The sequence below is a fragment of the Streptomyces sp. NPDC033966 genome (assembly GCF_055575955.1).
Window position 1 is genome coordinate 598,926 of sequence record NZ_JBVIRQ010000004.1, and the last position, 23,119, is coordinate 622,044.

At 73.9% G+C, this 23,119-nt stretch carries 23 protein-coding genes; 15 read left to right on the top strand and 8 right to left on the bottom strand.

What is annotated here, in order from left to right:
- Positions 1-23 precede the first annotated feature (23 nt).
- Positions 24-1,028 (bottom strand): helix-turn-helix transcriptional regulator, encoded by a 1,005-nt coding sequence (locus ACZ518_RS15000; RefSeq protein ID WP_469113439.1) that lies wholly within the window; start codon positions 1,026-1,028, stop codon positions 24-26.
- Positions 1,029-1,130: 102 nt separating this feature from the next.
- Between ACZ518_RS15000 and ACZ518_RS15005 the strand changes: the two genes are divergently transcribed.
- From ACZ518_RS15005 to ACZ518_RS15035, 7 genes are all read left to right on the top strand, one after another.
- On the top strand, positions 1,131-1,541 hold the full coding sequence (locus ACZ518_RS15005; protein ID WP_469113440.1) for a DUF3224 domain-containing protein: 411 nt from the start codon (positions 1,131-1,133) through the stop codon (positions 1,539-1,541).
- A 101-nt stretch (positions 1,542-1,642) separates the two neighbouring features.
- Positions 1,643-1,912, top strand: coding sequence for a hypothetical protein (locus tag ACZ518_RS15010; protein ID WP_469113441.1), 270 nt, complete (start codon positions 1,643-1,645; stop codon positions 1,910-1,912).
- 200 nt (positions 1,913-2,112) lie between these two features.
- The gene (locus tag ACZ518_RS15015; protein ID WP_469113442.1) at positions 2,113-2,760 is read left to right on the top strand and encodes a class I SAM-dependent methyltransferase; all 648 of its coding nucleotides are present in this window, start codon (positions 2,113-2,115) and stop codon (positions 2,758-2,760) included.
- Between the two features lie 106 nt (positions 2,761-2,866).
- Entirely contained in the window at positions 2,867-3,853 is a 987-nt protein-coding gene (locus ACZ518_RS15020; protein ID WP_469113443.1) for an N-acetylmuramoyl-L-alanine amidase, read from the top strand.
- A gap of 117 nt (positions 3,854-3,970) precedes the next feature.
- A complete protein-coding gene (locus ACZ518_RS15025) occupies positions 3,971-4,762 on the top strand; it encodes a DUF5336 domain-containing protein (protein ID WP_469113444.1) in 792 nt (263 codons plus the stop codon).
- A gap of 175 nt (positions 4,763-4,937) precedes the next feature.
- Entirely contained in the window at positions 4,938-5,948 is a 1,011-nt protein-coding gene (locus tag ACZ518_RS15030; RefSeq protein ID WP_469113445.1) for an LLM class F420-dependent oxidoreductase, read from the top strand.
- A gap of 221 nt (positions 5,949-6,169) precedes the next feature.
- The gene (locus tag ACZ518_RS15035; RefSeq protein ID WP_469113446.1) at positions 6,170-6,451 is read left to right on the top strand and encodes a DUF8189 domain-containing protein; all 282 of its coding nucleotides are present in this window, start codon (positions 6,170-6,172) and stop codon (positions 6,449-6,451) included.
- A gap of 78 nt (positions 6,452-6,529) precedes the next feature.
- On the opposite strand, the gene ACZ518_RS15040 is transcribed toward ACZ518_RS15035, so the two are convergent.
- The 4 genes from ACZ518_RS15040 to ACZ518_RS15055 form a co-directional block, all read right to left on the bottom strand.
- Positions 6,530-7,102, bottom strand: coding sequence for a hypothetical protein (locus ACZ518_RS15040; RefSeq protein ID WP_469113491.1), 573 nt, complete (start codon positions 7,100-7,102; stop codon positions 6,530-6,532).
- A 237-nt stretch (positions 7,103-7,339) separates the two neighbouring features.
- Complete coding sequence (locus ACZ518_RS15045) at positions 7,340-8,428, bottom strand: prenyltransferase/squalene oxidase repeat-containing protein (protein ID WP_469113447.1); 1,089 nt, start codon at positions 8,426-8,428, stop codon at positions 7,340-7,342.
- The gene (locus ACZ518_RS15050; protein ID WP_469113448.1) at positions 8,425-9,168 is read right to left on the bottom strand and encodes a class I SAM-dependent methyltransferase; all 744 of its coding nucleotides are present in this window, start codon (positions 9,166-9,168) and stop codon (positions 8,425-8,427) included. The genes ACZ518_RS15045 and ACZ518_RS15050 overlap by 4 nt, the downstream gene beginning before the upstream one ends.
- A gap of 145 nt (positions 9,169-9,313) precedes the next feature.
- The gene (locus ACZ518_RS15055; RefSeq protein WP_469113449.1) at positions 9,314-10,624 is read right to left on the bottom strand and encodes a glycosyltransferase family 4 protein; all 1,311 of its coding nucleotides are present in this window, start codon (positions 10,622-10,624) and stop codon (positions 9,314-9,316) included.
- 227 nt (positions 10,625-10,851) lie between these two features.
- On the opposite strand from ACZ518_RS15055, the gene ACZ518_RS15060 reads away from it, so the two are divergent.
- Positions 10,852-11,469: a TetR family transcriptional regulator gene (locus tag ACZ518_RS15060; protein ID WP_469113450.1), complete on the top strand. Its 618-nt coding sequence runs from the start codon at positions 10,852-10,854 to the stop codon at positions 11,467-11,469.
- Between the two features lie 545 nt (positions 11,470-12,014).
- Here ACZ518_RS15060 and ACZ518_RS15065 read toward each other — a convergent pair.
- Positions 12,015-12,617 (bottom strand): DJ-1/PfpI family protein, encoded by a 603-nt coding sequence (locus ACZ518_RS15065; protein WP_469113451.1) that lies wholly within the window; start codon positions 12,615-12,617, stop codon positions 12,015-12,017.
- Positions 12,618-12,721: 104 nt separating this feature from the next.
- On the opposite strand from ACZ518_RS15065, the gene ACZ518_RS15070 reads away from it, so the two are divergent.
- Complete coding sequence (locus ACZ518_RS15070; RefSeq protein ID WP_469113452.1) at positions 12,722-13,189, top strand: hypothetical protein; 468 nt, start codon at positions 12,722-12,724, stop codon at positions 13,187-13,189.
- Positions 13,190-13,747: 558 nt separating this feature from the next.
- Here ACZ518_RS15070 and ACZ518_RS15075 read toward each other — a convergent pair.
- On the bottom strand, positions 13,748-13,990 hold the full coding sequence (locus ACZ518_RS15075; protein WP_469113453.1) for a ferredoxin: 243 nt from the start codon (positions 13,988-13,990) through the stop codon (positions 13,748-13,750).
- Positions 13,990-15,441, bottom strand: coding sequence for an aldehyde dehydrogenase (locus ACZ518_RS15080; protein WP_469113454.1), 1,452 nt, complete (start codon positions 15,439-15,441; stop codon positions 13,990-13,992). The genes ACZ518_RS15075 and ACZ518_RS15080 overlap by 1 nt, the downstream gene beginning before the upstream one ends.
- A gap of 218 nt (positions 15,442-15,659) precedes the next feature.
- Here ACZ518_RS15080 and ACZ518_RS15085 point away from each other — a divergent pair, with 218 nt between their 5' ends.
- From ACZ518_RS15085 to ACZ518_RS15110, 6 genes are all read left to right on the top strand, one after another.
- A complete protein-coding gene (locus tag ACZ518_RS15085; protein WP_469113455.1) occupies positions 15,660-16,826 on the top strand; it encodes an MBL fold metallo-hydrolase in 1,167 nt (388 codons plus the stop codon).
- 234 nt (positions 16,827-17,060) lie between these two features.
- Positions 17,061-18,299: a prenyltransferase/squalene oxidase repeat-containing protein gene (locus ACZ518_RS15090; RefSeq protein WP_469113456.1), complete on the top strand. Its 1,239-nt coding sequence runs from the start codon at positions 17,061-17,063 to the stop codon at positions 18,297-18,299.
- Positions 18,296-19,018, top strand: coding sequence for an SCO2322 family protein (locus ACZ518_RS15095; RefSeq protein ID WP_469113457.1), 723 nt, complete (start codon positions 18,296-18,298; stop codon positions 19,016-19,018). Before ACZ518_RS15090 ends, ACZ518_RS15095 begins: the two co-directional genes overlap by 4 nt.
- Positions 19,015-20,223: an energy-coupling factor transporter transmembrane protein EcfT gene (locus ACZ518_RS15100; RefSeq protein ID WP_469113458.1), complete on the top strand. Its 1,209-nt coding sequence runs from the start codon at positions 19,015-19,017 to the stop codon at positions 20,221-20,223. The genes ACZ518_RS15095 and ACZ518_RS15100 overlap by 4 nt, the downstream gene beginning before the upstream one ends.
- Positions 20,220-22,094 (top strand): ABC transporter ATP-binding protein, encoded by a 1,875-nt coding sequence (locus ACZ518_RS15105; protein ID WP_469113459.1) that lies wholly within the window; start codon positions 20,220-20,222, stop codon positions 22,092-22,094. The genes ACZ518_RS15100 and ACZ518_RS15105 overlap by 4 nt, the downstream gene beginning before the upstream one ends.
- Positions 22,091-22,966, top strand: a complete 876-nt coding sequence (locus ACZ518_RS15110) for an ECF transporter S component (protein WP_469113460.1) — start codon at positions 22,091-22,093, stop codon at positions 22,964-22,966. The genes ACZ518_RS15105 and ACZ518_RS15110 overlap by 4 nt, the downstream gene beginning before the upstream one ends.
- Positions 22,967-23,119: the final 153 nt, after the last annotated feature.

The window sequence follows — 23,119 nt, forward strand, 5'->3', positions numbered from 1 at the left end:
ACCTCCCCGGACACGGGAGGGGATCATACAGAGCCGTCAACTCCCTCCACCCCCACGGGGATCGCGTACCGGCCCGCCAGCACGGCCACCACCCCGGCCACCGCCGCCCGCAGCTCCGGGGGGCCGAGCACCTCCGCCTCCGCGCCCAGCCGGAGCAGGTCCCCCACCGCGACGGCCTGCGACTCCACCGGCAGCTCCACCTCCGCCCAGCCGTCCCCGTCCGGCGGCCCGGCCCCCTCCAGCGCCCGCACCCCCGGCGTCCCGAACTGCATCGGCAGCAGCCTCTGCGCACGCGGCGAGAGCCGCAGCCGCGCCACCCCCTGCCGGAGCGCCGCCTCCAGGCGCCGGGAGGACTCCTCCCAGTAGGCCGCCAGTCCGAACCCGGCGGGCCTCTCGAAGCCCTCCCCCGTCTCCCGCACCGACAGCAGCCGCGACACCCGGTAGGTGCGTACGCCCTCCCCCGCCGGCGCCGCCACCAGGTACCAGATGCCGCCCTTGAGGACGACGCCCAGCGGGTGCAGCTCCCGCTCCCGGAGCTCGCCCGACCAGCGCCGGTACTCCACCCGCACCGCGCGCTGCTCCCACACCGCCGCCGCCACCGCGGCCAGGTGCGGCACCGGGTCGGCGTCCCGGAACCAGGCGGGCGCGTCCAGGTGGAAGCGGTCCCGCACGAGCCGGGCCCGGTCCGCCGGCCCGGCCGGCAGCGCGGCCTGGAGCTTCAGCTGCGCGGTGGCCAGCACCGCGCCCAGCCCCAGCTCCCGCGCGGGCCCGGGCGCCCCGGCCAGGAACAGCGAGGCCGCCTCGGCGTCGGTGAGCCCGGTCAGCCGCGTGCGGTAGCCGTCCATCAGCCGGTACCCGCCCGCGGGCCCCCGGTCCGCGCACACGGGGACGCCGGACGCGCCGAGCGCCTCGATGTCCCGGTACACCGTACGGACGGACACCTCCAGCTCCGCCGCCAGCTCCGGGGCGGTCATCCGACCGCGGTTCTGGAGCAGCAGGAGCAGGGAGAGAAGCCGGTCGGCACGCATGGGCCCATTGTGGCGCGGTACCTGACAAGAGGTGTCAGGTATGGCATCCAGGCTGGTCACAGCACGGGGGACGGCCCCGCGCGACCCGCCGAAAGGATCCCCATGCCCACGCGCACCGCCACCGGCCATTTCACCTTCGCCGACTGGGAGGAGCGTCCCGCCGGCCCGGCCGACGCACTGCCCCGGCTCGCGCAGGCCACGGTCGCCAACACCTTCTCCGGCGGCATCGAGGCCGCCGGCACCGTCTGCGCGTACACGATCACGTACCTGACGGCGACGACCGGCACCTACACCGGCATGGAGCTGCTCACCGGCACCCTCGACGCCCGCAAGGGCACCTTCGCCGTCGAGGAGCGCGGTACCTTCCACGAGGACGGCACCACCCGCTGCTCCTTCGAGGTCGTCCCCGGCTCCGGCACGGGCGAGCTCACCGGCCTGCGCGGCACCGGCGCCTTCCTGGCCCGGCACGGCGAACCGTCCGTCCCCTACACCTTCGAATACGACCTGGACTGAGCGACCCGAACGGCCCAACCGGCGGCGCCAGTCGGGCGAAAACGCGGCCCCGCCCGGCCCATGACCCATAACCGGGCCGGGCATGGGGCGTTGGGGCGGTCATGGCTCACCTCACCCTCGCCCGCGCCCTGTCCGGCGCCGCCCTGGCCCTGACCGTCGGCCTCGCCGCTGCCCCCGCCGCCCAGGCCGCCCCCACGGCCGCCCGGCCGGCCGCCGGCACCCAGGCCGGCCCCCTCAGCCTGGACAACCTGCTGTCCCTGCGCTTCCTCATGCCGACCGTCAAGGACGCGAAGCGCCAGGTCTCCGGCCTCCTCACCGGCCTCTCCCCGGCCCCGGCCGGCTCCACCGCCCTCGGCGGCCTGCTCAAGTAACCGGGAACGCCGTCTGCGTGAACGCCGCGAGCTGAGGGGAACGTGTACGACGGAACCGGCGCCGCCGTCGACTTCACCGTCCAGGCGATCCGCGCCGGCCCGGGCGGCCGACCAGGCGGCGCACGCACCCCGGCATGGTGCCCTACCGGGCAGTAGGGCACCATGGGCCGCCACACCCGCTCACCGCCGGAGGAACACCCATGGCAGCCGCCGCCCCCAAGCCGGAGACCCTCGCCGCTTTCGAGGCCGCCAAGGGGTTCATGCCCGTACGCGAGGGCCTCGCCCTGTACGAGGCGGCCGCCGGGGCCGCGGCCCTCGGGCTGCCGCTGCTGGAGGTCGGCACGTACTGCGGGCGTTCCACGATCCTGCTGGCCGACGCGGCCCGCGAGGCGGGCGTCCCCGCGATCACGGTCGACCACCACCGCGGCAGCGAGGAGCAGCAGCCCGGGTGGGAGTACCACGACCCGGCCGTCGTGGACCCGGAGATCGGGCTGATGGACACCCTGCCGACCTTCCGCCGCACCCTGCACCGGGCCGGCCTGGAGGAGCACGTCATCGCGGTCGTCGGCCGGTCCCCGCAGGTCGCCGCGGCCTGGGGCGGCAAGCTCGGCTTCGTCTTCATCGACGGCGGCCACACCGACGAGCACGCCAACGGCGACTACGAGGGCTGGGCCCCGCACGTCGCGGAGGGCGGCACGCTCGTGATCCACGACGTGTTCCCGGACCCGGCCGACGGCGGCCAGGCCCCGTACCGGATCTACCTGCGCGCGCTGGCCTCCGGCGCCTTCGAGGAGGTCTCGGTGACGGACTCCCTGCGCGTGCTCCGGCGCACCGGCGAGGGCGTCTAGGGGCGTCGACAATGCCCCTCGGCGGGCGATAAGACGACAATCACACCACGCCCTCGAATGGCCCATGGTCCGTACGGGGCCCGGGCGGGCGTTCTAGCATCGCGACGTGCGCTACGACGACAGCCCCCCGCTTCCCGAATCCCGGTCCTCGATCAGCCCGGACCGGCCCTGGTTCGCGCGCCGGCCCGCCCTCACGGTGGCGCTGGCGGCGCTCGCCCCGACCTGTCTGGCGGGCTGGGTGCTGACCCAGGTCCTGACCGGCTCCGGGCCCGGCGAGCGGCAGCCCGGGGGCATGCCGCTCACCGCCTCGCACACGACGGCGGGGTCGGACGCCAAGGCCAGCGCCTCCCCGACCCCGGCCGCGAGCCCCGCGCAGAGCCCCGCGCAGAGCCCCACCGCCGGCACCGCCCCCGCCAAGGGCCCGCTCACCGGCCGGACCGTGGTCATCGACCCCGGCCACAACACGGGCAACTTCCAGCACTCCGCCGAGATCAACAAGCTGGTGGACATCGGCACCAACCGCAAGGAGTGCGACACCACCGGCACCACCACCAACTCCGGTTACATGGAAGCCGAGTTCTCCCTCGACGTCTCCCGCCGGGCGCGCGCCCTGCTGGAGGCCAAGGGCGCCAAGGTGGTCTTCACCCACGAGGCCGACCGCCCCTGGGGCCCCTGCATCAACGAGCGGGCCCGGATCGGGAACGAGGCGGCGGCCGACGCCGTGGTCTCCGTGCACGCCGACGGCGCCTCCGCCGGCAACCGGGGCTTCCACGTCATCCTCCCGGCCCGGGTCAAGGGCGGCACGGCGGACACCGCGAAGATCGTCGGCCCCTCCCGGGACCTCGGCGAACGCATCGCGAGCAACTTCGGCCGCACCACCGGCTCCTCCCCCGCCAACTACCTCGGCAGCGGCACCGGGCTGGTGGTCCGTGACGACCTGGGCGGGCTCAATCTCTCGACCCGGCCGAAGGTGTTCCTCGAATGCGGCAACATGCGTGACGACAAGGACGCGGCGCAGCTGATGAATCCGGAGTGGCGGCAGAAGGCCGCGCAGGGCATCGCGGACGGCATCACCGGTTTCCTGGGCGGGTAGTTCACGGTCAGTCGTCCAGGGGCGGCTCGCCGCCCCGATCCTCTCGGCCGCGCGAAGCTCCGTACCATGGGTGCGCCCGCTCCGCCCCAGCCAAGACCGAGAAGGACACCCCCAGACGTGAACATCCGCTCCCTCACTCGAGGTGACGGCGTGGTGATCGGAGCAGCGGTACTGCTGTTCATCGCCTCGTTCCTCGATTTCTACTCCGCCACCGGCCTGGACCTCCCGAGTGCGTGGGACACCGACGTCTACGGGCTGGCGCTGCCGACCGTCTTCCTGACCGGCTTCATCGCCGTGGGCCTGCTGCTCGGCGCCCGCTTCCAGCCCGAGGGCCGCAAGCTCGGGAGCCTGACCCTGACGGCGTGGGGCACCGTACTGGCCGTGGCGGCGGCCTGGGCCTCGCTGTGGTCGCTGATCACCTGCCCGTCCAGGTGGGACCTGGGCGCGGGCAGCATCATCGCCTTCCTCGCCACCCTCGCCCTGGCGGGCGTGGCCGTCGCCGGTACGAAGATCCCCGCCCTGGCCGGCCCGCTCGTGCCCGAGCCGCGGCCCGTCGCCCCGCAGCCGTACGGCGGCCAGCCCGGCACCGGGTACGGCTACCCGGGGCAGCAGCAGCCGCAGGGCTACGGGACCACCCCGCAGCCGGCCCCGCCCTACGGGGGCACCCCCGCGCCCGGCCCGCAGAACCCGGCGCCGACGCCGGCGGCGGACTTCACGCCGTTCTGGTTCGCGGTGCCCGTGGCCCGGCCCCTCTACGGCGAGGACGGCTCCCCCGTCCCGGTCGCGGAGCTGGCACCGGGCACCTGGTACCTGGCCGTCGACCAGCGCGGGCCGTCGTCGCTGATCGCGCAGACCCAGGACGGCCGCCGCGGCGTCCTCAACGACACCTCCGGCATCCAGCGCGGCTGACCCGGCCCCGCACCACGGCTCACGGCCCCCCGCCCCTTCACGGGCGGGGGGCCGCCCTGCTTCCGCCGCGCTCCCGCCGGACTTCCCGGCGGGGCGCGCGTGCCCTACAGTCGCCTGACGTCACCTGACACACCGTCAGATCAGGCTCGGATCAGGCTCGCGGAGGGGACATTACATGCGCCTCGGACTCGCACTCGGCTACTGGGGCCGCGGGCCCAGCCCCGCCCACCTCGACCTCGCCACGGAGGCCGAACGCCTCGGCTACGACTCGGTGTGGACCGCCGAGGCCTGGGGCTCCGACGCCTTCACCCCGCTCACCTGGATCGCCGCGCACACCTCCCGCATCCGGCTCGGCACCGCCATCGCCCAGATGGCCGCCCGCACCCCCACCGCCACCGCCATGCACGCCCTCACCCTCGACCACCTCTCCGGCGGCCGAATGATGCTGGGCCTCGGCCTGTCCGGGCCGCAGGTGGTGGAGGGCTGGTACGGGCGCCCCTTCCCCGCGAGCCCGCTCACCGCGACCCGGGAGTACGTGGACGTCGTACGCCAGGTGCTGCGCCGCGAGGCCCCCGTCACCCTGGACGGCCGCTTCCACAGCCACCCCTACCGCGGCGAGGACGGCACCGGCACCGGCAAACCCCTCAAGCCCATCACCCACCCGCTGCGCGCGGACCTCCCGCTGCTGCTCGGCGCGGAGGGCCCCAAGAACATCGCCCAGACCACCCGCATCGCGGACGGCTGGCTCCCCCTCTACTGGTCGCCCACCCGCACCGACGTCTACCGGGCCTCGCTGACGGACCTCCCCGACGGGTTCATGATCGCCCCGATGGCCCGCGCCCAGGTCTGCGACGACGTCGCCGAGGGGCTGCTGCCGGTCAAGGCGATGCTCGGCTTCTACATCGGCGGCATGGGCCACGCGGCCCGCAACTTCCACGCCGACCTGATGGGCCGCATGGGCTACGAGGCCGAGGCCCGGCGCGTCCAGGAACTGTTCCTGGCCGGGCGCAGGCAGGAGGCGGTGCTGGCCGTCCCGGACGCGTTCGCGGACGAGATCTCCCTCGTCGGCCCCCGGGAGCGGATCGCGGAACGGCTGGAGCTGTGGCGCAAGGGCCCCGTCACCGACCTGCTGGTCACGGCCCCGGACCCGCACACCCTGCGGGTGCTGGCGGAGCTGAACGGCTGAGCACCCGCACGTTAGCGAAGCGTTGGCGCCGGGCCGGAGCATGGTGCCCGACCACCGACGCACAGCTCCACCAAAGGGGAACAGTCATCAGCACCAACCGGATCAAGGCGGGCGTCCTCGCGGCCGCCACCGTCGCGGGCCTCGCCCTCGCCGCCGGACCGGCCGACGCGGCCGACCACTGCAAGGCCGGCGGCGGCGCCGTCTACATCTGCGAGTACGGGGTGACCAAGCACGCGCTGCCTGACGGGGGTAAGCAGCAGTTCCTGGTCGGCACGGACAACGCCGTGTGGACGCGCTGGACCGACTCCGACGGCGACTGGACCCACTGGTCGTCCCTGGGCGGCATCGTCACCAGCAGCATCGTCGTCATCGACCGCTTCAGCGGCGGCGACCCCTGGCAGTTCAGCCTCTCCGTCCAGGGCACCGACGGCTACCGCTGGGTCAAGAACCGCAGCCACGACGGCCACTGGGCCGACTGGCACCGCATGCCCGACCCGGACTAGCCGGTCCGGCCCGGCACAGCGCACCGCCGGGGCCCGGGTCGTGCCCGGGGCCCGGCGGTGCGGCCGTCGGCCGCGGCCTCAGCCCGTCAGCTGCGAGGTGCTCGGCACCTTGTCGGTGACCACGGCGCCCGCGTTCTTGCCGGCTTCCTTGACTCCGCTGATGACGTTGTTGAAGGCGTCGATGTCGGCGTCGCCCGCCTCCCCCTTGCGGAGCTTGGTGCCCAGCCCCTTGAGGGACTCGATGCCCGCCGTCAGCGGGCCCATCGCCTTCGACAGCAGCGGGTCGCCCTTGGCGTTCTCCGCGGCCGCCTTCAGCCGGTTGTACGCGAAGGCCCCCGCCAGACCGGCCTTGATCAGCGCGAACGTACGCCCCTTCGCGCCCTTCTTGAACTTGCCCTCGCGGTACGGCTTCACGATCCACTGGTACGTCGCCCCGGCCGCGAGCCCGGCGTTGGCGACGAACCGCGTCTTGGCGAACTTCTGCTTCTCGGCCGGGGTCGTCGGCGAGGGCGTCGCCGCGGCCAGCTCGTCGGCCGCGGCCGCGTCCGGCTCCGCCACGGCCAGGACCGCCAGTTCGGCGGCGGAGGCGGAGGAGACCTCCTCCCGCTGCCCCCGGTCGCCGCCGCTGCCGCACGCGGTGGCACCGGCCAGCAGCGCGGTGGACAGCACCACCGCCGTGAGGGCTCGACGGATACGGACGGTTGCGGGTACGGCCACGGTTGCCTCCGGGGACTGAGGTGTCCCCCGCAGCCTCACCCCGGGCACCGGGCGCCACCACCCGGGGGACCCGTTCGGGGGTCCCCCGGAGCCTGCGGCACGGTCAGCGCAACGGCCCCGGGCCGGCGGCCCCGGCCCGCCCGGGCCCGGGAGCGCCGGCTCAGCGGCGGCTCAGCGGCAGCAGTCCGGCTCCAGGCCCGTCGGCAGGGCCAGCCCGCCGAAGACCTCCCCCGTGGCCTCGTCGCCGCCGAGCGCCGCCACCGCGAGCAGCAGCGAACCCGCCGTCCAGGCCGTCTGCTCCACCGGCCACACGGCCCGGTCCTCGAAGACGTACCCCGTCCAGTACATGCCGTTCTCGGCGCGCAGGTGCCCGATCGACCGCAGGACCTCCAGCGCCCGGTCCGACTCCCCCATCACCCACAGGGTCAGCGCCAGCTCGCAGGACTCCCCGCCCGTCACCCACGGGTTCGGCAGTACGCACCGCACCCCCAGGTCCGGGACGACGAACTCGTCCCAGCGCCCCTCGATGCGCACCTTCGCCTCCGGGCCGGACAGCGCCCCGCCCAGCACCGGGTAGTACCAGTCCATCGAGTAGCGGTCCTTGTCCAGGAACCGCTCCGGGTGCCGGCGTATCGCGTGCGCGAGCGCCCCCGTCGCCAGCTCCCAGTCCGGCTGCGGCTCGCCGCGGTGGTCCGCGATGGCCAGCGCGCAGCGCAACGCCTGGTGGATGGAGGAGGAGCCGGTCAGCAGGGCGTCGGTGATGGCGGTGCCGTCCGCCTCCCGCTTCCAGCCGATCTCGCCGCCCGGCTGCTGGAGCGCGAGGACGAACTCGACGGCCGCGACGACCGCCGGCCACATCCGGTCGAGGAAGGTGTCGTCGCCGGTGGCCAGGTAGTGGTGCCAGACGCCGACGGCTATGTAGGCGACGAAGTTCGTCTCCCGGCCCGCGTCCTGCGGCACGGCCGTGTCCACGCCGTCGGGCCGGTCCGCGTACGCCGCGTACCAGGATCCGTCCTGGTTCTGGTGCCGGGCCAGCCAGGCGTAGGCCCGCTCGGCCGCCTCGTGCTCGCCCGCCGTGTCCAGGGCCATCGCGGCCTCGGTGTGGTCCCACGGGTCGAGGTGGTGGCCGCGGAACCACGGCACGGCCCCGTCCTCGCGCTGCACGGCCAGGATCCCGGCCACGGTCTGCGCGGCCTGCTCGGCGGTCAGCACGCCGTCCAGGACGAGGTGCTCGGGTACGGTGCGCCCCGGCGAGCTCACTGGGCGGAGCCGGCTGCGCCGACGGGCAGGTGGGGCTTGGTCGCGTACGCGACGAAGCTCTTGCCGATGATCGGGTTGAGGGCCTGCTCGGCGAGGCGGGTCGCGAGGGGCTTCTTCATGATGTCCCAGACCAGGAGCTTGTGGTACGCCTTGACCGGCAGCGCCTTGTCGTTGTCGACGCCGAAGGCGCACTTGAGCCACCAGTACGGGGAGTGCAGGCCGTGCGCGTGGTGGGTGCCGTACGGCTTGAGGCCGGCGGCCTGCATCTTGCCGAGGAGCTCGTCCGCCTTGTAGATGCGGATGTGGCCGCCCTCGACCTCGTGGTACGCGTCGGACAGCGCCCAGCAGATCTTCTCTGGGCCGTAGCGCGGGACGGTGACCGCTATCCGGCCGCCGGGCTTGAGCACGCGCACCATCTCGGCGAGGACGCCCTTGTCGTCGGGGATGTGCTCCATCACCTCGGAGATGATGACGACGTCGAAGGACTCGTCCGGGAAGGGCAGGGCCAGGGCGTCGCCCTCCATGGCGGTGGCGGTGGCGCCTGCCGGGGCCTCACCGGCCTCCTTCATGGCGGCGAACCACTTGGCGACCTCGCGGATCTCCTCGCCGTTGCGGTCGACGGCGACGACCTGGGCGCCGCGCCGATAACACTCGAAGGCGTGCCGGCCTGCGCCGCAGCCCAGATCGAGCACACGGTCGCCTGCGGCGAGCGGGAACCTGGAGAAATCGACGGTCAGCACGGGGTCCTGCCTTCGCGGTCACGGGGGTGAAGGGTGGTGCGGGTGTTGCGGGTGTTGCGGGTGTTGCGGGTGTTGCGGGTGTTGCGGGTGTTGCGGGTGTTGCGGGTGTTGCGGGTGGTACTTGCTGTGCTCGGTGGCGCGCCGCTCACCGCGTCCGGGCGGCGGCGGCCTGCGCGATGGCGGCTCTGTAGTGCGCGGCGGTGCCCTCGGCGGCCTTGGCCCAGGTGAACCGGGTCAGGACCCGCTCCCGCCCGGCGGCACCGAGGCGGGCGCGCAGCTCGGCGTCGCCCAGCAGCCTGCCCAGCGCACCGGCCAGCGCCCCCGCGTCACCGGGCGGCACGGCCAGGCAGGTCTCCCCGTCGGGGCCGGACACCTCGGGGATGGCCCCGCCGGTGGTGGCGACCAGCGGGGTGCCGGTGGCCATGGCCTCGGCGGCGGGGAGCGAGAAGCCCTCGTAGAGGGAGGGCACGCAGGAGACCTGGGCGCTGCGCACGAGGTCCACGAGCTCGGCGTCGGTGATGCCCTTGACGAACCGCACCGCGTCCTGGAGCCCGTACGTCTCGATCGCGCGGGCGACCGGCCCGCTCTCGGCCCGCTTGCCGACCACGACGAGGTGGGCGTCGGGCTGCTCGGTACGGAGCTTGGCGAGGGCCTCGACGAGGTGGACGAGCCCCTTGAGCGGGACGTCGGCGCTGGAGGTCGTCACGATCCGCCCGGGGACTTCCGCGACGGACGGGTCCGGCGACCAGAGGTCGGTGTCCGCGCCGATGTGCACGACGTGGATGCGGTCGTCGCGCACCCCGAGGTGCTCGGCGATCTCCTGCTGGGAGGAGCCGGAGACCGTCAGCACGGAGGGCAGCCTGCGGGCCACCCGGCCCTGCATCCGCGTGAACGCGTACCAGCGCCGCACGGAGGCCCGCTTCTTGCGGTCCTTCGCGGCGGCAAGGTCGAGTTTGCGGTCGACGGTGATGGGGTGGTGGATGGTCGTCACCAGGGGCGCGCCGAGGTCGCCCAACAGGCCGTAGCCGAGGGTCTGGTTGTCGTGGATGACGTCGAAATCGCCCGCGCGGGCCTGGAGATGGCGCCGGGCGCGCAGCGAGAAGGTCAGCGGCTCGGGGAAGCCGCCGGTCCACATCGTCGCGACTTCCAGGGCGTCGATCCAGTCCCGGTACTCGTCGCGCTTGGGGGTCCGGAACGGGTCGGGGCTGCGGTAGAGGTCCAGGCTCGGCAGCTCGGTGAGCGTGGCCCCGGTGTCCAGCACCGGATAGGGCTGTGCGCCGATGACCTCGACGGAGTGCCCGAGCTTCACCAGCTCCCGCGAGAGGTGGCGGACGTAGACGCCCTGGCCGCCACAGAACGGGTTCCCCTTATAGGTGAGGAGTGCGATGCGCAACGGGCGGTCGCCGGCGGTGGCGGAACCCGCGAAAGGGCTCGCCACCATGGCCTCTGCGGACACTCTCGGCCCCCTTCTCCCTGCACTTTCGCCGGAGCGTAACCGCTCGGATAATGTAGAACAAGTTTCAGAGTTGATCCTCTGAAGACCATTGAATCTACCGGCCGGAAACTACACCGTAAGAGGCGGAGCAGGTGATTCGCGCCACGGCTCGGACGCCTGACATGCTGACCCCCGGACCATCCCGGAATCAGCCGCCGCAACGATACGGAACGCCAGGAACGGGACACATGACAGCGGAAGCGAAGACCGTGACGCCTCCCCTGACGGAGCGCCAGGAGGCGCGCCGCCGTCGGATCCTGCACGCGAGCGCGCAGCTGGCCAGCCGGGGCGGCTTCGACGCCGTGCAGATGCGGGAGGTCGCCGAGTCGTCGAACGTCGCACTGGGCACCCTGTACCGCTACTTCCCTTCCAAGGTGCACCTGCTGGTCGCCACCATGCAGGACCAGCTCCAGCACATGCACACGACCCTGCGCAAGCGCCCCCCGGCGGGCGAGGAGCCGGCGGCCCGCGTCGCGGAAACCCTGATGCGCGCCTTCCGCGCCCTCCAGCGCGAGCCGCACCTCGCGGACGCGATGGTCCGCGCCCTGACCTTCGCGGACCGGAGCGTGTCGCCCGAGGTGGACACGGTCTCGCGGCTGACGACCGCGATCATCCTGGACGCCATGGGCCTCGACGCCCCACCGACGGCGGAACAGCTCTCGGCGGTCCGGGTCATCGAGCACACCTGGCACTCGGCCCTGATCACGTGGCTCTCGGGCCGGGCGTCCATCGCCCAGGTGAAGATCGACATCGAGACGGTGTGCCGGCTGATCGACCTGACGGGGACGGGTCAGGGAAAGGCCTGATTGTGGCGGGGCGGGGGCTTCGGGGGGCGGGGTCCTGGCGGGGCGGTCTCGCAGCCGGTTTGGGGGTTTCCCGTCAGTCCCATCGTCCTTCCGGTTCGGGCCGGCCTGTCAAGGGCGCTCCCTTCGGTCGCGTCACTTCGTGATCGCCTTCGGCGACCCTTGACAGGCCGTCCCGCCCCGGAAAGCCGAAAGACTGACGGGAAGCCCCCAAAAGAACGGTCACCGGGCAGGAGAGGAGGGGCGGGTCCGTCAGTGACGAGGCGAGGGGCCGGGCGTCGGCCGGCCGGGCATCCGGGCCCGTGATCCCTGGTCCCGGGCCGGGGGCGCGAGTATGCGCACGAGAGGTTCATCAGAGCGACCTCCGGAGCCCCCAGACGCACCAGATCGCTACGCGCTCCTGTCTTCTCAGCGGCCGGCGGCCGTCCGGGGCTGATATCCGCACCAGAGGTTGATCAGAGCAGTGTGGGAAGCGCATGGGCGCAGCAAATCGCTACGCGCTCCTGTCGTCTCAGCGGCCGGCGGCCGTCCGGGGCTGATATCCGTACTCAGGACGTCATCGCGGCCTCACCGGCGCGGACGGCGCGGAGGGAGCGCTCGACGGTTTCGAGCTTCTCACCGACCGGTCCGGCGTAGTCGATGACGGCGCGCGCGGCCTCCTCGCCGAGGGTGCGGGTGATCACCCACGTGGCGAGGTACTGGGACGCCAGGCAGCCGCCGGCGGTGGCGATGTTCCCCTCGGAGTGGAAGGGGGCGTCCAGGACGGTGACGCCCTCGGCCTCGACGAACGGGCGGCTCGTCATGTCCGTGCAGGCCGGCATGTCACCCAGCAGGCCGAGCTTCGCGAGGACCAGCGCGCCGGAGCACTGCGAACCGATCAGCTGTCGCGAGGGGTCGAGCGGCAGCATGGAGAGGAGCCGGTCGTCGGCGACCACGTCGCGCGTCTTCACCCCACTGCCGATCAGTACGACATCGGCCTCGGTCACGAAGTCCATGGACCGCTGGCCGGTCACCTCGACACCGTTCATCGAGGTGACCACGGGGGTGGGCGTGGTGATGTAGGCCTTGAGGCCGGACTTGCTGATCAACGCCGAGGCTATGAAGCTGTCCAGTTCGTTGAATCCGTCGAAGGTGACAACGGCTACCTGCATCACAACTCCCTTGATAGACAGGCCGGAAGTCTCTCAGGTGGGGCGTACCGTAGCCTCTCCGGGTGATCGCTGAAGCCGATGTGTGGAACCGTTTCGTCCGCCTCTTGCCCGACAATGAGGGGCATGAGGTCCAGGTCTGCTGGGACATCGGCGAACAGGAGGCCGGACTCGACCTCCTGGTGAGCGGGCTCCTGGAACACCAGGTGGCCATCAGTGAGAGCACCCGGGTGGAGATCTCCGTCATAGCGGAGAGCTGGGGTGTGCGGCGGGACATCGCCTCCCGCCTCCTGGCCTGCCAGGGTGACGGGCTCCCCAGCCCCGTCACGCTCGTCGAACACCCCGCCACCACGCCCCTGACGGCCCTCCCGGAACTGACCGATTTCCTCGTGATCCCCTGGATCAGGCACGCCTCCGGCCGCCTGCTGACCCGCGCGCACGTCGAGGAGCCGTGGGGCGACCTCTCCCTCATCCCGGAGCACTACGCCGTCCTGGCCTCCCCCCAGGGCCCGACCCTCCGCCTCTTCGAGTCCTTCTCCGCCCGCGAAGCCCTCGAAGCCCTCACCCACCCCTGAAACCAGCCCAAGACGGTCGTCAGACGCCGAGACGACAGGAGCGCGTAGCGATCTGGCGCGCCCCTGCGCTTCCCGCGCTGCCCTGATCAACCTCTGGTGCGGGTATCAGCCCCGGGCGGTCGTCGGACGCTGAGACGACAGGAGCGCGTAGCGATTTGCTGCGTCTGGGGGCTCCGGAGGTCGCTCTGATGAACCTCTCGTGCGCATACTCGCGCCCCCGGCCCGGGACCAGGGATCACGGGCCCGGATGCCCGGCCGGCCAACGCCCGGCCCCTCGCCTCGTCACTGACGGACCCGCTCCTCTCCTCCTGCCCCGTGACCGTTCTTTTGGGGGCTTCCCGTCAGTCTTTCGGCTTTCCGGGGCGGGACGGGCTGTCAAGGGTCGCCGAAGGCGATCACGAAGTGACGCGACGAAGGAGCGCCCTTGACAGGCCGGCCCGACACGGAAGGACGATGGGACTGACGGGAAACCCCCAAACCGGCTGCGAGACCGCCCCGCCAGGACCCCGCCCCCGAAGCCCCCGCCCCGCCCCGCTCGCCCCGCCCCATCCCCGCCCCTCACTCCTCCGGCGGGAACACCGCCTCGCCCGTCGCCGACAGGGTGATGAGGATGGCCTCCACCGGGCAGCCCTCGGCGGCCGTCAGGGTGGGTTCGTTGGCGTCCGTCTCCGCCGACCGGGGGTGGGACTGGCGGGCCGCGTCGAGGGTGAAGGCGTCGGGGGCGTGGTTCACGCACATGCCCGAGCCGATGCAGACCCCCCGGTCGACCTCGACCTGCCAGCGGTCCCCGCGGTCCCCCATCACGCACCCGCCGGGAGGTGGATCATCTTGTGCTCCAGGTACTCGCTCAGTCCCTCCGGGCCGAACTCCCGCCCCACGCCACTGTTCTTGTAGCCGCCGAACGGGCCCAGCATGTCCAGGCTGAAGGTGTTCACGTTGAAGGTGCCGGTGCGCACGCTCCGCGCGAAGTCGATTCCGTGCTCCACGTCGGCCGTCCAGACGCTGCCGCTCAGGCCGAACTCGGAGTCGTTGGCCACCCGTACGGCCTCCGCCTCGTCCCCGTACGGGATCAGGCACACGACCGGGCCGAAGATCTCCTCGCGGGCGATCCGCATCGAGTTGTCGACGTCGCCGAAGAGGGTGGGTTCCACGTACCAGCCCCGCTCCAGGCCGGCCGGGCGGCCGCCGCCCGCCAGGACCTTCGCGCCCTCCTCCTGGCCGATCCGGATGTAGTCCAGCGACCGCTGCTGCTGCCGCTTCGCGACCAGCGGCCCGAGCTGCGTCGCCGGGTCCAGCGGGTCGCCGACCACGAGTGCGCCGGCGGCCGCCGCGAGGGCTTCGGCCACCTCCTCGTACCGGCTGCGCGGGGCGAGGATCCGGGTCTGCGCCACACACGCCTGGCCGTTGTTCATCCAGGCCGCCGGCACGATGCCCGCCACGGTGCTCGCCAGGTCCGCGTCCGGCAGGATCACGGCGGCGGACTTGCCGCCGAGTTCGAGGGTGACCCGCGTCAGGTTGCGGGCGGCGACCTCCATGACCCGCTTGCCGGCGGCGACGGAGCCGGTGAAGGCGACCTTGTCGACCCCGGGGTGCCCGACCAGGTACTCGCTGACCTCCCGGTCGGCGGGCAGGATCGACAGCACGCCCTCGGGCAGCCCGGCCTCCCGTGCGATGTCCGCCAGGATGAAGGAGTCCAGCGGGGCTTCGGGCGAGGGCTTGAGGATGGCCGAGGAGCCGGTGAGCAGCGCGGGCGCCAGCTTCGCCGCGGCCACGAACTGGGGGACGTTCCACGGGATGACGGCGGCGACGACCCCGACCGGTTCGCGGCGTACGAGGATCGGGCCGAGCGCGCCCTGGCGGCGCTCCTCGTAGGGGTATTCGGCGGCGACCTTGATGGCGGAGTCGTAGACCATCATCGCGCCGAGCGCCTGGGCGAGGACGCTCCAGGAGTACGGGGAGCCGTTCTGGGAGCTGATGGAGCGGGCGATCTCCTCGTGCCGGACGGCGATGGCGTCCTTGATGCGGGAGACGACGGCGATCCGCTCCTCCAGCGACAGCCGGGGCCAGGGCCCCTCGTCGAAGGCCTTGCGGGCGACGGCCACGGCCCGGTCCACATCGGCCCGGGAGGCGTGCGGGACGCTGCCGATGACCTGCTCGGTGTGGGGGGAGACGATCCGGATGGTGTCGGTGCCCAGCGGATCGGTCCATTCCCCGCCGATGAACAGTTGGCCGTGTTCCACGAGCTCGGTCATGTCCGATGCCTCCAGGGGCTGCGCACGATCTCACCGATGTCGCAGAACTGATACCAGTTCTAGTTCGAGGAGTCCACGGCCAGGACGGCTTCGACGGCGAGGTCCGCGGAAGATCCGACGGCTGGTCAGAAGGCCGGATAAATGGTCGACTTGGGCTACTACTGAAACGCGTTCTCGTCAGACCGTGCCCCACCGGCCCGCGCCGCCCAGGGAGAGCCATGTCAGAAACAGCCCCGGAGCCCACCCCGACAACCACCCGAGCGACCACCCCCCAGGTCACCGACCACGGCGGCGGCGTCCACGCCATCCACGTCCCGATCCCCGACAACCCCCTCGGCCACACCCTCGTCCACGTCGTCGACACCGACCGCGGGCCCGTCCTCATCGACACCGGCTGGGACGACCCCGCCTCCTGGGACACCCTCACCGCCGGGCTCGGCGCGCTCGGCATCGGCGTCGCCGACGTGCACGGGGTGGTCATCACCCACCACCACCCCGACCACCACGGCCTGTCCGGGCAGGTACGGCAGGCCTCGGGTGCGTGGATCGCGATGCACGCCGCCGACACCGAGGTCGTCCTGCGGACCCGCTCCGCCGAGCCCGGCGTCTGGTTCGACTACATGAGCGAGAAGCTGGCCGCCGCCGGGGCCCCCGAAGCGCACGTCGCCCCGCTCCGCGCGGCCCGGGCGAGCGGCCGCGTCCGCACCCTGCCCGGGCTCAGCGCCGCCGTGCCCGACCGGGAGATCCTCCCCGGCGAGCTGCTGCCCCTCGCCGGGCGCCGGCTGCGGGCCATCTGGACCCCCGGGCACACCCCCGGCCACGTCTGCCTGCACCTGGAGGAACGGCACCCCGCCGGCCTCCCCGGAAACGGCCGGCTCTTCTCCGGTGACCACCTGCTGCCCGGCATCTCCCCCCACATCGGCCTGTACGAGGCCCCGGAGGACACCCGCGTCACCGACCCGCTCGGCGACTACCTCGACTCCCTCGAACGCATCGGCCGCCTGGCCCCCGCCGAGGTGCTCCCGGCCCACCAGTACGCCTTCACCGACGCGCCCGCCCGCGTACGGGAGCTGCTGGAGCACCACGAGGAGCGGCTGACCGGGCTGTGGCGGCTGCTGGCGGAGCCCCTGACCCCGTGGGCGCTCGCGGAGCGGATGGAGTGGAACCGGCCCTGGGAGCAGATCCCGTACGGCTCCCGGAACATCGCCGTCTCCGAAGCGGAGGCCCATCTGCGGCGGCTGGTGAAGCAGGGCCGGGCGGAGGCGGTCCCGGGCACGGACCCGGTGGCGTACCGGGCGCTGCAGGGCGCCGCCCGGTACGGGTCCGGGGCCGCCCGTACGGGGCCCCGTGCCCCCGGGGCCGGGAGCTACGGGCCGGTAGAGTGAGCCCGTCGTCCACACTTCCGTACGGGGGGAAGCCGGTGCGAATCCGGCGCTGACCCGCAACCGTGATCCGGCCCGCAGTACGCGGGACGGCAGCCGGAATGCCCCGTACCGGAGGTGCGCGGCTCGTGCCGCCGGGGCCTCCGGCGGCCGGCACCGTCGAGGTAAACGGAGCCGGAGCCCGGTGCCTGCGCGTGCCTGTCTCCCGCCCCCCGTACGAGAGGCACCCGCCCCGCCATGAACGTCCGCCGCAGCGCAGCCGCGCTCGCCGCATCCGCCGTGCTCTGCGTGGGCGCCGCCCCCGTCGCCCTCGCCGAGACGCCGCCGCCCTCCCCCTCCCCGAACCTCCCGGCGGGCCTGTTCGGCAAGGCCGACCCGGCGTACGACGGCGTGTGGCGCCAGTCCCTCGCGCTGCTCGGCCAGCAGACGGCCGGCGTGAAGCCCGCCCCGCAGGCCGTGGCCTTCCTCATGAGCCAGCAGTGCCCGAGCGGCGGCTTCGCCTCCTTCCGCGACGCCGGCCTGCCCTGCGACGACAAGACGACGTACGACACCAACGCGACCGCCGTCGCCGTGCAGGCCATGAAGGCCCTCGGCGGCAAGGACGCGGAGGTCAGGAAGTCGACGGACTGGCTGAAGTCCGTGCAGAACGAGGACGGCGGCTGGGCCTACGTGCCGGGCTCCCCCAGCGAGGGCAGCTCCACCTCCATCGTGATCAGCGCGCTGGCCGCGGCCGGCGAGAAGCCCGCCGAGGTCAAGTCGAAGGCGGGCAAGTCCGCGTACGACGGCCTGCTCTCCTTCCAGCTCGGCTGCTCCGCCGAGCCGGCCTCCGACCGGGGTGCCTTCGGGTACCAGCCGGCCGACGGCAAGCTCGCCGCGAACGCCGACGCCACGGCCGCCGCCGCGCTGGCGGGCCTGGGCAAGGGCATCGTCGTCGATCCGGCCGCCACGGACACCCCGGCCGCCCCGCTGGCCTGCCCGGCCGGCTCCGCCGACCCGGCGGGCGCGGCCCAGGGCGCGGCCGGCTACCTGGCCGAGGCGCTGAAGAAGGACGGCCACCTGACGGCGGTCACCCCGGGCGCCGACCAGCCCACCGCCGACACCGGCAACACCGCCGACGCCGTGATCGCCCTGGCCGCGGCCGGGCACCGGCAGGCGGCGGCGGGCGCCCTGGAGTGGCTCCAGAAGAACTCCACCGCGTGGGCCAACCGCAACCCGGCCGCACTGGCCACCCTGATCCTGACCGCCCACGCGACGGGCACCGACCCGAAGGCCTTCGGCGGCGTGGACCTGGTGGCGGCGCTGAACGCCACGGGCCCGGCCCCGGTGGCCGTGCCGGACGCCGAACCGCAGAAGGTGAAGGGCGAGGAGAAGCCGGGCTCCGGCAACCAGAACATCTGGTGGATCGTCGGCGCGGGCGCCGCGGCCGGCATGGGCATCGGCATCCTGCTGAGCGGCCGCAGGAAGAAGCAGCAGTGATCCGCCGCCGCACCCGCACCCCGGCCGGCGCGCTCACCGGCGTCCTGGCCGTGCTGGGCCTGGTGCTGACCCTGTTCGCGGCCTCCCCCGCCCTGGCGGCGAGCTACCGCTACTGGTCGTTCTGGGACGGTGCGGGCGGCCGCTGGGCGTACGCCACCCAGGGCCCTTCGACGGTCCGCCCCGCGGACGGCGCCACGCTCGGCTTCCGCTTCTCCGTGAGCAAGGACGCCGGCGCCGAGGCGGCCCAGCCGCGTGCGGCCGCCGACTTCGAGGCCGTCTGCGGCGGCACCGCCCCGGCGGAGGGGAGGAAACGGGTGGCGCTGGTCATCGACTTCGGCGTGCCCGAGGACGCCCCCGCCGGCGAGACCCCGCCGCAGGGCACGCCGCGCACGGCCTGCGCGCAGCTGGCGCCCGGGGCCACGGCGGCCGAGGCGCTGGCGGAGGTGGCGAAGCCGCTGCGCTACAACGGTGCGGCGCTGCTGTGCGGTATCTCCGGCTACCCGAGGACGGGCTGCGGCGAGCCCATCCAGGACGCGGAACAGCCGAAGCCGCCGGCACCCGCCTCGGCCGCCCCCGCCTCCCCCTCCCCCTCCCCCTCCGCCTCCGCTTCGGAGGGCTCCTCGGGCGGCGGCCCTTCGGCCGGCCTGTACCTGGGCACCGCGGCGGTCCTCGCCCTGGGCGCCGCCGCCGTCTGGCAGTCCCGCCGCCGCAGGCGATGACGCCGCGCACCGCCCACGGCGCGGCACGTGCCGACGCACCCCCGGCCGGGCCCGGCGGGGCCGGGCGGTCCGGTCCCCCGCACGGGGCGGCGTACAAGAGGGAACGGCCCTGGCGGGCCCCCGAGGCACGGCGTGGGAACGCCCTGCACGCGGGGGCCTGGTGGCTGTGGGCCCTCGGGCTGGCCACCGCCGCCTCCCGGACCACCAACCCGCTGCTGCTCGGGCTGGTCGTCGGCGTCGCCGGGTACGTGGTGGCGGCCCGCCGGACGGAGGCGCCGTGGGCGCGTTCCTACGGGGCCTTCGTCAAGCTGGGCCTCTTCGTCATAGGGCTGCGGCTGGTCTTCTCCATGCTGCTGGGCTCCCCGATCCCCGGCACGCACACCCTCTTCACCCTCCCCGAGATCCCGCTGCCGGCGTGGGCGCAGGGCATCCGGTTCGGCGGCCGGGTCACCGCCGAGCAGCTGGTCTTCGCCTTCTACGACGGCGCGAAGCTGGCGACCCTGCTCATCTGCGTGGGCGCGGCGAACGCGCTCGCCAATCCGGCGCGGCTGCTGAAGTCGCTGCCGGCCGCGCTGTACGAGGCGGGCGTGGCGGTGGTCGTCGCGATGACGTTCGCGCCGAACATGGTCGCCGACGTGGCCCGGCTGCGGACCGCCCGCCGGCTGCGCGGGCGCCCCACGGGCGGGGTGAAGGCCGTCCTCCAGATCGGGCTGCCGGTGCTGGAGGGGGCGCTGGAGCGCTCGGTGGCCGTCGCCGCGTCGATGGACGCGCGCGGGTACGGGCGTACCGCGCAGGTGCCGCCGTCCGTGCGGCACACCACCAACGCCCTCACCCTGGGCGGGCTGCTCGGCATGTGCGCCGGAACGTACGGGCTGCTCGCCGCGGAGGGTGCCGTGTACGGGCTGCCGGTGCTCGGCATCGGCCTCGTGCTGGCCCTCGCGGGGCTGCGGCTCGGCGGGCGGCGCAGCATCCGCACCCGGTACCGGCCGGACCGGTGGGGGGTGCGGGCCTGGCTGGTCGCCGGTTCGGGCGCGGCGGTCGCGGCGCTGCTGGTCCACGCGGGATCGGTGGACCCGGAGGGGCTGCGCCCTGGCGTTGTCCCGCTGGTCGCGCCCGCGCTGCCGCTGTGGCCCGCGGCGGCGATCCTGATCGGCCTGCTCCCGGCCTTCGTGGCCCCCGTACCGTCCGAGGAGTCCTCCCGTTGATCCGCTTCGAGCAGGTGTCGGTGACCTACGACGGCGCCGCACGGCCGTCCCTCCGCGACGCGGACTTCACCCTCCCGGAAGGGGAGCTGACCCTCCTCGTCGGCCCGTCGGGGGTCGGCAAGTCGACCCTGCTGGGGGCGGTGTCCGGGCTGGTCCCGCACTTCACGGGCGGAACGCTGCGCGGGCGGGTCACGGTGGCGGGCCGGGACACCCGTACGCACATGCCGCGCGAGCTGGCGGACGTGGTGGGCACGGTCGGGCAGGATCCGCCGGCCCACTTCGTGACGGACGTGGTGGAGGACGAGCTGGCGTACGGGATGGAGTCCCTGGGCCTGCCGCCGGCGGTGATGCGCCGCCGGGTGGAGGAGACCCTCGACCTGCTGGGCCTGAACGAACTCCGCGACCGCCCGATCGCCTCCCTGTCGGGCGGCCAGCAGCAGCGGGTGGCGATCGGCTCGGTCCTGACGACGCACCCGCGGGTGCTGGTCCTGGACGAGCCGACGTCCGCGCTGGACCCGGCGGCGGCGGAGGAGGTCCTGGCGGTGCTGCAGCGCCTGGTCCACGACCTGGGCACGACGGTGCTGATGGCGGAACACCGCCTGGAACGGGTGGTCCAGTACGCCGACCGCGTGCTGCTCCTCCCGGCCCCGGGCGAGCCCCCGCTCCTCGGCACCCCGTCCGAGATCATGGCCGTCTCCCCGGTGCACCCCCCGGTGGTCTCCCTGGGCCGCCTGGCGGGCTGGACCCCGCTCCCCCTCTCGGTCCGCGACGCCCGCCGCCAGTCCGCTGCGCTCCGCCACCGCCTGTCGCCCGTGGCTCCGCCCCCAGACCCCAGCGCCTCACACGCCGGCGGGGCTGGATTTCGCTCAGCGAAATTCCAGCCCGCGCGGCGATTGAGCGCAACGGGGTCCGGGGCGGAGCCCCGGGGAACGGGCGAAGGGCGGATAGGGGACCAGCCCCGCGCAGCGGCACCCACCGCCCCGGCCCCCGCACCCGGAACGGCACCCGCACCCGCACCCGCACCGGCCGCCCCCGGCCTACTGGCCCGCCTGACCGGCCGCTCCCGGCGCCGGCCGGGCGACGCCACGCCCGCACCCCCCGCCGCCGCAACCCCGGCCGCCACCGCCACCAACCTCGGGGTCCGCCGCGGCCGCGCCGAGGTGCTCCACGACGTCACCCTCCAGGTGGCCCCCGGCGAAACCGTCGCCCTCATGGGCCGCAACGGCGCCGGCAAGTCCACTCTCCTCGCCGCCCTCACCGGCACCCTCGCCCCCTCCACCGGCCAGGTGACCGTCGGCGGCCGCACCCCGCACCGCACCCCGCCGCCGGAGATGGTCCGCCGGGTCGGCCTGGTGCCGCAGGAGCCCCGCGACCTCCTCTACGCCGACACCGTCGCCGCCGAGTGCGCCGCGGCCGACGCCGACGCCGGGGCGACCCCCGGGACCTGCCGCGCCCTGGTCGGCGGGCTGCTGCCCGGCGTGCCGGACGACACGCACCCCCGGGACCTGTCCGAGGGGCAGCGCCTGACCCTGGCCCTGGCCCTGGTGCTGACCGCCCGGCCCGCCCTGCTCCTCCTCGACGAGCCGACCCGTGGTCTGGACTACGCCGCCAAGGCCCGCCTGGTGGAGACCCTGCGCGGTCTCGCCGCCGACGGCCACGCCATCGTCCTGGCGACGCACGACGTGGAGCTCGCCGCCGAGCTGGCCCAGCGCGTGGTCATCCTGGCGGGCGGGGAGATCGTCGCGGACGGTCCGACGGCCGAGGTCGTCGTCTCCTCACCCGCCTTCGCGCCCCAGGTGGCGAAGATCCTGGCCCCGGGCCACTGGCTCACGGTGTCCCAGGTCGCCGCCGCCCTGGAGGCCACCCCGTGACGCCCCGCCCCGCCGCCCCCGTCCGCCCCGCCGCCGCCGTCCGCCCCGTCCGCATCGGCCCCCGCGCCGCCGCGGCCCTGGTCCTGGTCACGCTCATCGGCATCGCCGCCTTCGGCTGGCCCCTGCTCGCGGACCGGCAGTCCGGCCTGGCCCACTCCCAGGACGCCCCGTGGCTGTTCGCCGCGTTGCTCCCCCTCCTCGTCGGCGTGGTCATCGCGACCATCGCCGACAACGGCATGGACTCCAAGGCCGTCGCGATGCTCGGGGTGCTCGCCGCCGTGGGGGCGGCGCTGCGGCCGCTGGGTGCGGGCACGGCCGGCCTGGAGCCCATGTTCTTCCTGATGGTGCTCAGCGGCCGCGTCCTCGGTCCCGGCTTCGGCTTCGTCCTCGGCTCGGTGACGATGTTCGCGTCCGCGCTGCTCACGGGCGGGGTCGGGCCGTGGATGCCGTTCCAGATGCTGGCGATGGGCTGGTTCTCGCTGGGCGCCGGGCTGCTGCCCGGGGCGAGGGGGGTCCGGGGGCGGGCGGAGCTGACGATGCTCGCCGCGTACGGGTTCCTGGGCTCGTTCGCGTACGGCACGGTCATGAACCTCCAGGGCTGGGTGATCCTGCAGGGCATGGGGCAGGGCGTCTCCTTCCACCCCGGCGACCCGGTGCCGCAGAACCTGGCGCGCTTCGTCGCGTACTGCCTGGCGACCTCGGTGGGCTGGGACCTGGGGCGGGCCGCGCTGACGGTCGTACTGACGCTCACCCTCGGGGGAACGCTGCTGAGGGCGCTGCGGCGGGCGACTCGGAAAGCCGCGTTCGACGCGTCCGTTTCCTTCGATTCGGGGGCCGGAAGTGACGGGGGACACCCACCTCAGCGGGTGTGACCGGTTACGCGGGGTGACATCGGGGGCCTCGGGCGGTGAGGCGGCCCACAGGACCCACGTCACATCCGGCCCTGGCTAGTAGGCCTGCCGGGCCGTGCCCGCAACGCCTCCCGGCCGGGGCGTTGGGCCCGGTCTGCGAGGGCGGCTAGTAGG

Coding starts and splice junctions, on each gene's coding strand:
- ACZ518_RS15000 (WP_469113439.1), bottom strand. CDS start 1,028: ATGCGTGCCGACCGGCTTCTCTCCCTGCTCCTGCTGCTCCAGAACCGC.
- ACZ518_RS15005 (WP_469113440.1), top strand. CDS start 1,131: ATGCCCACGCGCACCGCCACCGGCCATTTCACCTTCGCCGACTGGGAG.
- ACZ518_RS15010 (WP_469113441.1), top strand. CDS start 1,643: ATGGCTCACCTCACCCTCGCCCGCGCCCTGTCCGGCGCCGCCCTGGCC.
- ACZ518_RS15015 (WP_469113442.1), top strand. CDS start 2,113: ATGGCAGCCGCCGCCCCCAAGCCGGAGACCCTCGCCGCTTTCGAGGCC.
- ACZ518_RS15030 (WP_469113445.1), top strand. CDS start 4,938: ATGCGCCTCGGACTCGCACTCGGCTACTGGGGCCGCGGGCCCAGCCCC.
- ACZ518_RS15060 (WP_469113450.1), top strand. CDS start 10,852: ATGACAGCGGAAGCGAAGACCGTGACGCCTCCCCTGACGGAGCGCCAG.
- ACZ518_RS15065 (WP_469113451.1), bottom strand. CDS start 12,617: ATGCAGGTAGCCGTTGTCACCTTCGACGGATTCAACGAACTGGACAGC.
- ACZ518_RS15075 (WP_469113453.1), bottom strand. CDS start 13,990: ATGGGGGACCGCGGGGACCGCTGGCAGGTCGAGGTCGACCGGGGGGTC.
- ACZ518_RS15080 (WP_469113454.1), bottom strand. CDS start 15,441: ATGACCGAGCTCGTGGAACACGGCCAACTGTTCATCGGCGGGGAATGG.
- ACZ518_RS15085 (WP_469113455.1), top strand. CDS start 15,660: ATGTCAGAAACAGCCCCGGAGCCCACCCCGACAACCACCCGAGCGACC.
- ACZ518_RS15090 (WP_469113456.1), top strand. CDS start 17,061: ATGAACGTCCGCCGCAGCGCAGCCGCGCTCGCCGCATCCGCCGTGCTC.
- ACZ518_RS15100 (WP_469113458.1), top strand. CDS start 19,015: ATGACGCCGCGCACCGCCCACGGCGCGGCACGTGCCGACGCACCCCCG.